General features: G+C 54.8%; 7 protein-coding genes. 3 read left to right on the top strand and 4 right to left on the bottom strand.

What is annotated here, in order from left to right; translation table 11 throughout:
* The first annotated feature begins 376 nt into the window (after positions 1-376).
* Together NB063_RS04885 and NB063_RS04880 are read left to right on the top strand one after the other, a co-directional pair.
* On the top strand, positions 377-1,501 hold the full coding sequence (locus tag NB063_RS04885; RefSeq protein WP_250927627.1) for a DUF5658 family protein: 1,125 nt from the start codon (positions 377-379) through the stop codon (positions 1,499-1,501).
* A 198-nt stretch (positions 1,502-1,699) separates the two neighbouring features.
* The gene (locus NB063_RS04880) at positions 1,700-1,936 is read left to right on the top strand and encodes a carbon storage regulator (RefSeq protein ID WP_250927626.1); all 237 of its coding nucleotides are present in this window, start codon (positions 1,700-1,702) and stop codon (positions 1,934-1,936) included.
* A gap of 32 nt (positions 1,937-1,968) precedes the next feature.
* Here NB063_RS04880 and NB063_RS04875 read toward each other — a convergent pair whose 3' ends face one another.
* From NB063_RS04875 to NB063_RS04865, 3 genes are all read right to left on the bottom strand, one after another.
* Entirely contained in the window at positions 1,969-2,439 is a 471-nt protein-coding gene (locus NB063_RS04875; RefSeq protein ID WP_250927625.1) for a hypothetical protein, read from the bottom strand.
* A gap of 202 nt (positions 2,440-2,641) precedes the next feature.
* Positions 2,642-3,175, bottom strand: coding sequence for a cohesin domain-containing protein (locus NB063_RS04870; protein ID WP_261367220.1), 534 nt, complete (start codon positions 3,173-3,175; stop codon positions 2,642-2,644).
* A 271-nt stretch (positions 3,176-3,446) separates the two neighbouring features.
* Positions 3,447-4,613: a cohesin domain-containing protein gene (locus NB063_RS04865; RefSeq protein WP_250927623.1), complete on the bottom strand. Its 1,167-nt coding sequence runs from the start codon at positions 4,611-4,613 to the stop codon at positions 3,447-3,449.
* Between the two features lie 312 nt (positions 4,614-4,925).
* Between NB063_RS04865 and NB063_RS04860 the strand changes: the two genes are divergently transcribed.
* Positions 4,926-10,904 (top strand): cadherin domain-containing protein, encoded by a 5,979-nt coding sequence (locus NB063_RS04860; RefSeq protein WP_250927622.1) that lies wholly within the window; start codon positions 4,926-4,928, stop codon positions 10,902-10,904.
* 115 nt (positions 10,905-11,019) lie between these two features.
* Here the strand turns inward: NB063_RS04860 and NB063_RS04855 are convergent, their stop codons facing one another.
* Positions 11,020-12,402 carry a BBP7 family outer membrane beta-barrel protein gene (locus tag NB063_RS04855; RefSeq protein WP_250927621.1) on the bottom strand — a complete coding sequence of 461 codons (1,383 nt, stop codon included), beginning with the start codon at positions 12,400-12,402 and terminating at the stop codon, positions 11,020-11,022.
* Between the last annotated feature and the right edge of the window lie 311 nt (positions 12,403-12,713).

The raw sequence follows: 12,713 nt of genomic DNA, 5'->3' as shown, positions 1-12,713 counted from the left end.
GTTTTGTTGGTTTCTTTGGAGTTCAGCTCGTATATCTCATTGAATTGTGTTGACGTCGACGAGTGCCTGGAAAGAGGCCGCTCAATCGAGTGGTAGCGGTTGTTCGCAAATCCGACGCACCGCCGTCAATGAGTAGGGAGGAAGATGCCGCGGTGTTGTCACAGTCCGTCAAAAAATATTTACTTTTTATGTGAGTGCGATTGTCTGTGATCTGGCTTCGATTGAGTAATGAAAACTCGATTCATCAGCGCATGCAAACGAAAGTTGAGATGGGTATGAATGCGAATTTTGGAACCAACCGAGCGTAACCTTTTGCGACTCTTGGAGTTTTACGACCCGAGGTTAAGTCCGTGTCCGCCATACCAGTACGATTGAGATGAAGTTCAAATTCACAAACCCTGCTTTGGTTAATCGTGTCCTCGCAACGCTACTTGTGACGGTGTCGATCGCGACCGTGTCGTATGCCCAACCGGGGCGTAATGGCCGTAACGATATTGGACCGGGGAAGTCGATAGAGTCCGACCGAGGCTTTCTCTTTGTCGATGCAGTCTATCTATCACCCCCGTACACGATCGAATTCGAAGAAGATTCGATATGCATCAATGGTGAGAAGTACACGGCGGACTCGTTTGACCTGAGTGGCTACTCGAATCGCGGTCGCGGCATGCGAGGTGGCGGATTTCGGGGGATGAGCTTCCGCGGTGGCGATCGATTCCGCAATGAAGAAATGCAGGAGTCGGCCACGTTCAATCTGTTGTGGGCGGCGTCACGTGACTTCAGTATGCTTAGTGCAGGAGCGATTGTTGTCCTCAAAAGCGAAGCCCCGCCGATGGTGGTGTGGCCTAGCCAGCATGGTTTTGAACTTTTGGAGTCGCTGCTTGCGACATCGTCCAATGCGAAACGCTCAGCCGATCTTCCCGATGCTGTGAGATCGTCGGCGGATCAAGAGACATGGAGGCATTTAGTCGCCAATTTTCATTCGACACCGGACTTTGTCGAGCGGGCCACCAAGTTGACCGAGGAATTGAACGCGATCGAACTCAATGCGGAACGTCAATTCGCCGCGGTGCAGTTGAGCCAACGCATCAGCTATCCGTTGACAATGTTTGCGATCGTGTTGGTGGTCATCGCGGTCGGACATTTGCTCAGCAACGCTGCACAAGCGAATCTGGATAGCGACGATCCGAAGGTGAAGCAAACGATCAAGAAGTCAACGATTAGCTCGCTGGTGATTCTGGGGATGATGTCGGTGATCGATTTGGTTTGGACTTTGATCGCGCACCAAAGCGGATCGATGCGGGAGATGAATCCATTGGGAAGTCGGCTGATCGCTGACCCGATCCAGTTGATCGCCTTCAAAATCGTGGTGACATCGATTTCGATCGGACTGCTGTTCTGGTTAAGAGAATTGCCATTGGCTCGAAAGGCGATCTGGTGGTGCTGCTTGGTGCTCACACTGTTGACGGCGCGGTGGGTGACGTTTCAGTCGCTCTTTGCCTGATCGAAATGGGGGCTGCGGGTGACGATCACGCGGTGATTCCGGAGGTGAATTCCGTTGTCCGCGTGCCGGAATTGCTGATTGATGGCACGAATTCAAACTTTTTTAGTGACGTTTGATGTGCGTTATCTTCCTTAAGCAGTGAGGACATTTACAACTCTTCGCCTTTTCGATGAGGCGAGCTTTCAAGGAGGATTCGGCATGTTGGTGTTATCACGGAAGATCGGCGACAAAATTTTGATCGGCAACGATATCAAAATCATTGTGACCAAGATTTCGCTCAATCGGGTGCGCATCGCGATCGATGCACCATCCGAGATGGTGATCATGCGAGGGGAGCTGTCTGAGGCACTGCAGGAATGTTTTTCATTCCCGGTAGACGACGCTCCGGCAGCGTTGTCACTGGATAAGACCGCAGTAGGTGCGATGGCGAACTAGATGCGATCGACTTGTTGTTGAGCTAGCCGTCGTTACGCTTGGGCATCCAGAAAAGCTCCTTTGCGCATCTGGCTTGTGCTGATGCCATTTTGTTCGAAGATCTGATTGATCGTTTGTCGGACTTGTCGGTGGTTGCGATGCGATCCGTTTTCCGTTTGCTCGGACGTTTCCGAGGTCGCTGATTCAGTATTCGACTGCGATTGTGTCAGTGCGGACGTGATTTGTTCAATCACCGTCGCACGAGTTTCTTCGTCCACTCCATTGGATTGAAGTTGTTCATCGATTTTGCTCGTCAGGTCATCGAGTGAAGGTGGGCCTTCGGGGCGTTCACCGCCACCTGCTCCACCGGGGCGGCCACCTGGCGGCGGACCCTGGGGGCGTTGGCCTTCTTGTGTCCCAGCGGTCCGAGCCGACCCACTGTTTCCTGTAACGTTGGCGCGAAAAGTTTGTGCCGCGAAAGCTGACGTTCCACCGGACGCAGATGCAACGGACGCTGTACTCATGATCGATCACCGCGGTTCACGAGATGTTGATTGTGTCGTTCCCTTTAAACGGGAATATCGGACACAATCGATTCGCGGTGGGATGTTTCATCGTGCAGTTTGGTATCGATGTTCTCAAGTTTGAAGTGAGAACGCGTACGTGATTCATGTTTGTCGCACACCGTTTCGCGTTGGTTACCGAGCTTGCGACTTTGTGTCTGCTCTAGAGAATCGGCGGACGCAGCGTGTTGTGTTCGAAGCGGTACATGACCATGTCAACGTGCTCGGCGCGGAGCGGGCCGATGAATCCCTCGTCGCGTTTGCGTGGTTGAGGGTTCTCGCTCGCAGGCACTGGTGCCACAAACTGATCAGTGGGATCAGGGCCGGCGACAGGGGCTGTCTCAAGTTCAATCGCACCTTCGTTGAGACGAACTGCTTGCAGGTCGATGTTGGGAGATGTCAGACAGGACGAATTCGACGTGGACTGTACTTGGATGTCAAGAAGGTTTCCGTCGCTGCTGTCAATCGGTTGGAGTGAAAACACAAACGCGGTTACCGTACCGGATGCTTCGTCAACGTTGGCGATGACGGAGGCTTTATCATTCCAGATCTCGCCGGGACGAATGTCTTCTTGCTGAATCTGCAACTCAGCGGGATCAAATTGAAACCGAATTTCGGCGGCTCTTAAATTCACGGCTTCATTAACTTGAATGGCCGCGGAATAGGAGTCCGATTGAACCGGGGCGAGGGGGCCCATCGTAACGCTGGCCAATAGTCGCCGACATTCCAATCGCTCTGAAATCAGCCTGCGTCGCACTCTGGCCATCCTGGCACCTATCGTTGTTTCATGCTATTCGTTCCACTGCTTTCGCAATGAACGCCCTCAGTGGCGATGAGATGGAGTAACCAACAGAGAGCTCTAATGTCAACGTCATTGCCCCAGTAGTGGACAGAAACACGTGAGGCATGGATCGTAACGAAAGCGGTGCGGCAGTTTCACAAGCGAGCGATCATTGACCCGCGAATGTTTAGAACAGGCTGTTCGCAAAGACCTCGTCGACTGCTGCCGTGTCATCGTTCTCGTCTTTGTTGGGAGCAGCTTGACTCGCAGTCACGTTGGACGATGGCGTTACGTCGTCAGCCGATTCGAGTTCCGCGAGTGGTTCGGAGGCGGCGACGCGTTGGGATGACGCGATACGTTCGGATGGGAGAGGTTCCGACGCGGCAGTTTCCGTGGACGAAGTTGTGTCGGTGGTGTTGCTAGCAATAGCCACTGTTGTCGCGGTGGTGCTGGCCTCGGCGTCGGCGTTGATTTGAGAGATCGAATCGTTCCAGGAGGTGGAACCGACCGGCATCACCAACGCCGTGTGCAGGCGGTTGTAGAGAAATTGAGGAAGTAATCCCAGTTCGCGAAAGTTTTGATCTTCGAGTGATCCGCCTTCGGACAATGAGACCGTGAGTTCGTTGGTGCCGCCGTCGATGTAGGCAACCGGTTGGGTTTGAATGATCCGGTACGATCCGGCTGCCACCTGCGTGAACTCAAAACTGCCGTCCGACGCGGTCGTGGTTTGTCGTTCGGCACCCGTGGTTGCGTTGACGAGCGTGATCGTGACACCCGGAATGCCTTCGGCCGTATCAACATTGCTGTCATTGTTTGCGTCGGCATAAACGAATCCTGAGATGGTATCGCTGCCTGTTGCATCGCCGGCGATGGTAATCAAACCGTCTGTCGCATCCGATCCGGCAACCGGTGTGGGCGTTGCAGAAATCTGTCCTTCGTTCAACGAAACCAGCGTCAGATCGAGAGTCGTGGTGCTGTCTACGACGGCGTTGCTGGCGATGGAAAAGGGCAGCAGCACAAGACTGCCAGAGATTCCTGACAGTTCACTTGACGACGCGATAAAGATGACTACTGTTCCATTCGCATCATCGACGTTAGCGGTGATCTGAGCGTCGGTGCCGGTTCCCCACACGCTTCCCAAAGTGATCGCGTCGGGATCAAGATCGAGTACCGAAGTGTCGTAACTGAGACGAATCTCGGCCGCACGCACGCCAGACGCTGTGTCAATGTTCACTGGTGCCGAGACGATTGCCGCAGGTGCTGCGGAAAGGTCGTCTGGAATGTCGACGGCGGCGAGTAGACGCCGGTCTTCATAGGTTTGAAACGAGAGGCGACGAGAAAGAGAAGATTTCATAAAGGCGGCTGGAATTGAGTTCGGGGCATCGCAAACTATCCTCGCGAAGACACGGAAAGGATAGTCTGATTTCTAAGAAGGAAACCCCCTCGGGGATGTCACACTCAACGATAATTCCAAGTCGTTGCGCCGAAAAAATATTCTCGAAAAATATTGAATGCCGTGTGACGAAATCAGCTCATACTCCGTCTTAGTCACAGGGGTCGGGCTAAGGCCATACAGTTGTCGCAAAGGATCATGCGGCAAAGACTCATTTGCAGGGATGACACATTTGCTTCGTCTCCGACTTTGGTCGGAAAAGGTCCAAGGTATATGAAACCAGCCGTACAGCGTTTGCTTTCCAGATTTACTAGCAAGAAAAAACGTTCCCCCCGCTACCAATCCCGCTCCTCGGTTTCAAACGATCGACGATTAACGCTCGAATCGCTTGAGTCCCGTCGTGTTTTGGCGGCGACAATCGCTTCGTTCACTCCCACTTCCTCTGGGTTTACCGCGGAGCTGAGTGAACAAATCAGCACGCAAAACCTCAGCCTGTATGATACTGAAGGTGGTGTCGCCGGCGCGGCGGACGTAACCCTGCAAGGGGCCACGACAGGCAGCGTTCGCGGATCCCTCGTGGTCAACGGCACAACCGTTACATTCATTGCATCGGGCGGACCGCTTGCTGCGGACACCTATACCGCAACGCTGCGTAGTGCGAGCGATGCGTTTACGGACCTCGCCGATGGTGAGCTCCTCGATGGAGACAATGACGGTACCGCTGGTGGCAACTTCGTAACGACCTTCACCGTTTCGAATAATTCATCGTTGGTGGTGGGGTTGCCTGACGTCGTTCGGGGGCCTAGCCAAGCGGTTCAGGTTCCCGCTAACGGCAGCGGCGTGGGGCTGCCGGCTGGACTGCCGATTCAATTAAGCGACGCCGACGGAGTTACCTCGGTCACACTGACGATTCAGTACGATCCTAATGTGCTCGATGTCACGGGCGTGCAACTCGGAGCGGACGCACCAACGGGCAGCCAAGTCGAAGCGAATTTGGACACGCCTGGTGTGATCACCATTTCGTTCTTCAGCCTCACGCCGATGGAGGCGGGGCAGGCGGACATCGTTGACATCATCGCGTCGATACCGGAAGACGCCCCCTATGGAACGGTTCAGACGCTGCAAATCAGTTCGGTTGAGGTCAATGCCGGTGACCTGACCGCCACCACCGATGACGCGATTCAAGTTGTTGCCTTCCCCGGGGACGTCAACGCAAACCGACGTTATGACGCCGAAGACGCACGGTTGGTCGCGCGCGTCGGTATCGGTCTCGATTCGGGATTTGTCGCCAATAGCTCAACCAGTGTGGCGGCGGCAAACGTTCCATTCGCAGCCATCGACCCGGTGTTGCTCGGTGATGTAACCGGGGTTGATGGACTCAGCCCACTCGACGCCAGCGACTTGCTCAGACGAGTCGTCGGGCTGTCGACGCCCAATATCCCGAGTCTGCCCGACGCGCAGGCCCCGACCAACGTGACTCTGTCGAGCTCGACGGTGGCTGAGGATCTTGCGATCGGATCGACGGTCGGAACCTTCACGACGGCCGATCCCGATACAAGTGATACGCACACTTATTCGTTAGTGGCCGGTACCGGTGATACCGACAACGACGCATTTACCATTTCGGGCAACACGTTGCTCACGGCGGAAGTGTTCGACGCATCGGTTCAGGACAGCTACACAATTCGCGTTCGCACCACGGACTCGACCGGTCGCACGTTTGAGCGAGTCTTCACGCTATCGGTAACGGACGCGAACGTCGCGCCGACCGCGATTTCACTCAGCGACCAATCCATCACGGAGAATGAGGCGGCTGGTACCGCTGTCGGGACATTGTCCACGACCGATAGCAACGTGAATGATACGTTCACCTACAGTCTCGTTTCGGTCGATGGCAGCACGTCCGACACCACCTTCGCGATTTCAGGCAGTTCTTTAGTCGCAACCGGCTCACTCGATTTTGAAACCAAGAGCAGTTACACCGTCGTTATTCGCAGCACCGATCAAGACGGATTGTCGGTCGATCAGACTTTCACCATTTCAGTGCTCAACGCCAACGAATCTCCGACCGCGCTGACGCTCAGTAACAACGCGATCGCGAATGCTTCGGCTGCGGGAACCGTTGTGGGAACGCTGTCGACGACCGACGTGGATGCGTCCGATACGTTTACCTATTCGCTCGTATCTGGAACTGGTGATACCGACAATGATTCGTTCACGGTTGTTGGCGACGAACTGCGCGCCGACACCACGATCGACTTCAGTTCGCAGACCAGCTACAGCGTTCGGGTGCGAACAACCGATGCGGCAGGTGAAACGTTTGAACAGACATTTACGATCGTTCAAAGTGACGCCGGACCGACCGCGTTGTCGCTGAGTGATGCCACAATCGCTGAGAACGGAGCTGACGGAAATGTCGTCGGTACGTTTACTACAACGGACCCGACGTCGGGCGATACGTTCACATACACGTTAGTGTCTGGTGACGGCGATGACGATAACGCGAAATTTGTGATCTCGGGTGCGCAGTTGCAAACGGTTGCGTCTCTTGATGCTGAAACCGATGGGACACTCAGTGTTCGAGTCCGCAGCACCGATTCGACAGGCGAGTTCATCGAAGAAACGTTTACGATTACCGTTACGAGCATCAATGAAGCTCCGACGACGATTACCCTGTCGGGAACAAACGTCGCCAGCGGCCAGCCCAGCGGCACGGTAGTCGGATCGTTGGGAACGGACGACCCGGATGTAGGCGATACGATTACCTATTCATTCGTTACAGGCACTGGAGACACAGACAATGCTTCGTTCGTGATTTCGGGCGATCAAGTGGTGACGGCGTTCACGGCGAACCAGCAAACACAGGCGTCGTACACGATTCGTGTTCTTGCCCAAGACTCGCAAGGGTTAGCGACGCAGCAGTCGTTCACCATCACCGTTTCTGAAACCAATGTCGCACCGACAGACATCTCGCTCAGTAACGCGACCGTTGACGAGAATGTTGATGTCGGAACGGTGGTCGGCACGCTTAGCACGACGGATGCCAATTCGAGCGACACGTTCACTTATGAGTTTGTCAGTGGCGAAGGTGACGCCGACAACGACTCGTTCGCGATTGACGGCAGCAATCTTGTGACGGCGACGACGCTCGATTTCGAATCCAAGTCGTCCTACACCGTTCGTGTCCAAAGCAGCGATCCGTTCGGGTTGGTGGTTGTCGAAACGTTTACGATTACGGTCAACGACGTGAATGACGCGCCGACTGAGACTACGATCGATAATAGCAGCGTCGCCGAAGACGCAGTTATCGGTTCCGTTGTGGGGGCATTTAGCACGACCGACGATGATGCTTCAGATACATTTACGTATGCGCTCGTCAGCGGAGAAGGCGACACCGACAATGCTTCGTTTGCAGTCGACGGTAGCAACCTCGTGACGGCAACCACGCTCGATTTCGAGACTCAGTCGTCCTACTCGATTCGCGTACAGACGACCGACGCTGCAGGGGCATCGATCGAGCAAGTCTTCACCTTTACGGTGACCGACGTAAACGATGCACCTACGGCCATCACCCTAGACAGTACCAGCGTGGATGAGAATGCAGCTGTTGGTACCGCGGTGGGCGAATTCAGTACTACCGACGCTGATGCGTCCGACACGTTCACGTATTCACTCGTTAGCGGTGATGGTGACGACGACAACGGAGCGTTTGCGATCGACGGCGGTAATCTTGTGACGGCGACCACGTTTGATTTTGCAACAAAATCTTCGTACACGGTTCGGGTGCAAAGCACCGACGCTGCGGGCGCCTCGATCGAGCAAGTGTTTACGATTTCAGTCACACAAGGCAATCAAACACCTACGGCGATCACGATCGACAATAGCAGCATTTCCGAAAATTCAGCGGTCGGCAGTGTTGTCGGCGGCTTAACCACCACGGATCCGGATTCATCCGACACGTTCACGTATTCGCTCGTCGCTGGCGAAGGAGACACGGACAACGATTCGTTTGCAATCGACGGCAGTAACCTGGTGACGGCGGAGACGCTGGACTTCGAAACCCAGTCGTCGTATTCAGTCCGTGTGAGGACGACTGACTCCGCGGGTGCATCGTTCGAGCAAGTGTTGTCGATCACGGTGACGGACGTCAACGACGCGCCAACGGCGATTGCTTTGGATAACAGTGACGTTTCCGAAGACGCATCAGTCGGAACCGTTGTGGGTGAGTTGAGCACGACTGATGAGGATGCATCGGATACGTTTACGTACTCCCTCATCGATGGCGAAGGCGACACCGATAATGCTTCGTTCGCAATCGACGGCAGCAATCTCGTGACGGCGACGACGCTGGATTTCGAAACTCAGTCGTCGTATTCGGTTCGTGTGCAGACCGTCGACGCGGCAGGGGCATCGTTTGAGCAAGTCCTGACGATTACGGTGACGGACGTCAACGACGCACCAACGGCGATCACTTTGGATAATAGTGCGGTTGATGAGAATGCGACGTTCGGAACTGTGGTGGGCGGTTTTAGTACAACCGATGCCGACGTGTCGGACACGTTCACGTATTCACTCATCAGCGGTGATGGTGACGACGACAACGGATCATTTGCGATCGACGGCGGTAATCTTGTGACAGCGACCACGTTTGATTTTGCAGCAAAATCTTCGTACACGGTTCGGGTGCAAAGCACCGACGCCTCGGGTGCATCGATCGAGCAAGTCTTTGCGATTTCAATCACACAAGGCAATTCAGCACCTACGGCGATTGCGATCGACAATAGCAGTGTTGCTGAGGACTCGGCGGTCGGCAGTGTTGTTGGTGGCCTGAGTACCACGGACGCGGATGCGTCCGACACATTCACGTACTCACTCGTCGCTGGCGAGGGAGACACGGACAACGATTCGTTTGCAATCGACGACAGTAACCTTGTCACGGCGGCCACGCTGGACTTCGAAACCCAGTCGTCGTATTCGGTTCGTATCAGAACGACTGACGCTGCGGGGGCATCGTTCGAGCAAGTGTTGTCGATCACGGTGACGGACGTGAACGACGCTCCGACCGCGATTGCCTTGGATAACAATAGCGTTTCTGAAGACGCATCAGTCGGAACGGTTGTGGGTGAGTTGAGCACGACCGATGACGATGCAACGGATACGTTCACGTACTCGCTGGTCGGTGGTGAAGGCGACACCGACAATGCTTCGTTCGCAATCGACGGAAGTAACCTCGTCACAGCGACCACGCTGGACTTTGACACGCAGTCGTCTTATTCGATTCGTGTACAAAGCACGGATGGTGCGGGAGCATCGGTTGAGCAAGTCCTCACGATCTCGGTCACGCAAGCGAACCAAGCACCTACCGCGATTGCGATCGACAACAGCAGTATTTCTGAAGACGCTACGGTGGGGGCGGTTGTCGGAGAACTCAGCACGACAGACGCTGACGTTTCGGACACGTTTACGTATTCACTCGTCAGCGGTGATGGCGATGATGACAATGCGTCCTTCGCAATCGATGGTAGCAATCTGGTGACGGCGACAACGCTTGATTTCGAGAGCCAGTCGTCGTACTCGGTTCGTGTACAAAGCACCGATTTGGCGGGAGAATCGACTGAGCAGGCGTTTACGATAACGGTTACCAACGTCAATGAAGCACCGACTTCGATATTGTTGGCGTTCCCCGCGATCGCCAGCGGTGAGCCGGTCGGCACTTTGGTCGGTGAGCTTGGCGCCGTCGATCCGGACGAAAACGAGACGTTTACCTATTCGTTTGTTTCCGGCGAAGGAGACTTTGACAACGATAAGTTTACGATTACCAACGGAGAGCTGCGAACCGCGGAGGTTGTTGACCAAACGATCCAAGCCCTCTACTCGATCCGCGTTCGCGTGGAAGACGCCGGAGGATTGTTCTTTGAGGATACTGCTGACCTGATTATTACCGAAACCAACGTCGCACCGACGGCGATTGAGCTCGATAACAATTCGGTCACCGACGGTTCCCCGGTTGGCACGGTCGTGGGAACGTTGTTGGCCACAGACGCGAACACGTTTGACGAACACACGTTCTCGTTGGTCTCTGGAACCGGTGACACCGACAACGCGTCCTTCGAGATTGTCGATGGCAAGTTGCAAACGAAGTTCACTGCGAACGCCATCACGCAATCCTTTTACAGTATCCGAGTGTTGGCTCAGGATCGCTATGGATTGTCGTTTGAACAGGTTCTGACTGTCGAAGTTCCTGTGCTCTAGTTTGCAGTCTTATGGACGCGTCCGAGCTTGGATCGATGATCTAACTGGATAGTGTTGCTTATCACGTAGCTCGGTCTCTCAGAGATAGAGCTACGTGAAGAGTGACGCTGTCCCGCTAGAAAGTAAACGCCGCGCCGATGTTCAATCCATGGGCGAGGAAGCTGCTCGTTCGGTACTCATAAGCAGGCTCACGGGTCCCCGTAGGCGTTTCGGGAGGAAACTGTGATACGTTCCGGCTAATGGCATCGTCGAGGCGAGCGGCGTCGGACCAATACATCATGCTGTAACCGATCGTTAGCTTCATGTTGTGCTGAACTTGTGTGGTCAAGTTCAGTCCGATTTCTGGAAGTGCCATGAAGCTCGTGTCGTCGTAGACTCCGATATTCGTGGTCTGCGCCAGCAATCCTCCTTCGAACGTTGCGGATCCGCCTCCTGGAACCGTGTTGACGGTTTGGCCGGCAATGGTTGTTTCACCGTGGTTGATACCGAGTCCGACTTTGGCGTACGTGTCTAGTGTGGTGTGGGCGGACCACTGTTTGTAGTGGAGGCCGAGCTGTGCTCCGTGAAATTGATTCTTTGTTTGGAAGTCGTCGAACAAGTCCACCGTCGTGCCCGAAATGATCTGTCCCTGTGCCGCGGTATAGACCGACGATTGCTCGACACGCAGCATCTCTTCGAGATTCCCATACCGATATCCGAATAGCAGACTGAGCGACTGGCAGGCTCGGGATGACAGCAGTTGACGACGGCTGACATCAAACGATGCCAGTTGATTGCTGGCACGCACGTTCACGCTACCCGACAAAAAGTCGGGATGAGCGATCAGCATCGATGTTTCTGAGCCCGAATCGGTATCGAAAACCGGGCGTGCGAGCAGGTCGGCATTGCTTTGGAATGACTCGTCATCTTCGAAGATGCCCATGCCACTCATCTCGAATCCATTACCGCAACTGTCGTCGGCCCAGCCGAGCGTCACTCGCAGTCCTGATCGCATTGAATCGAGAATTGATTCGTTGCCGTACGAGATAATCGTGCCCGTCTGGCCGAGCACGCCCGTGTCTTCTGGCAGTGTTCCGTCGGGGCTGGTCGTGACCAAGGGCGGCAAGTCGATGCCGTCGAGCGCCCACAGCAAATATTCGGCACGAACCCAAAACCCACAAACTGGCGGGTGGGTGAAGCCACCGTCGCACGCGACCTCTGCACCGCAAGCGATCTCTGCGCCGCACCCTTGGTCTCCGTAGACGGGTTCACCGTAGGCGGGTGAATATTCTTCGTACTCAAATGACACCGAATCGATGTCGTCTGGTTCGTCGGTCGTCTCAGCGCTGGAATCGACGGATTTTCCATTCATCGAAACCGGACGCCAAGTCATCTTCTGTGTCGACTGGGCAGCTTCGGCACGGCTACGCGGACCCCTCGCTTCTTCGGCCGAACCGTTCGCGCACGCAATCGCGATCCAAAGGAGCGAGAGCAACCGTAGGAATCTAGGAGTTTTCATAAAAGCGAAGCTGATGGGCGAGCGTGATTTTCTAACCGCGAGCGATCCGGTTTGAGTGCGAAGGTCACCGGGGCAATCGCCTACGGCTTTAGGGAGTTCAGGTGCGCACCACTCGTACTCAAACCCCAGTGTCAAATCCCGCGAGATGGGATCACTGGATATATGCTTTACACTTCCGTGAGCGTTGCCAACAAGAGTGTCTGGTGGAATTTGGAGCGGATTCACGACACAGCGTTGTTCTTTCTTGAGTTGAGTGACTCGATTGACCGAAACGCCTTAGCGAATGTTCAGCGTCGTTGCCCTTTTGGGTT

The organism is Aporhodopirellula aestuarii (genome assembly GCF_023701485.1).
Lineage (GTDB): Bacteria > Planctomycetota > Planctomycetia > Pirellulales > Pirellulaceae > Rhodopirellula > Rhodopirellula aestuarii.
Note: the sequence above shows the minus strand (reverse complement) of the source record. Positions and strands in the feature narration are given on the sequence as shown.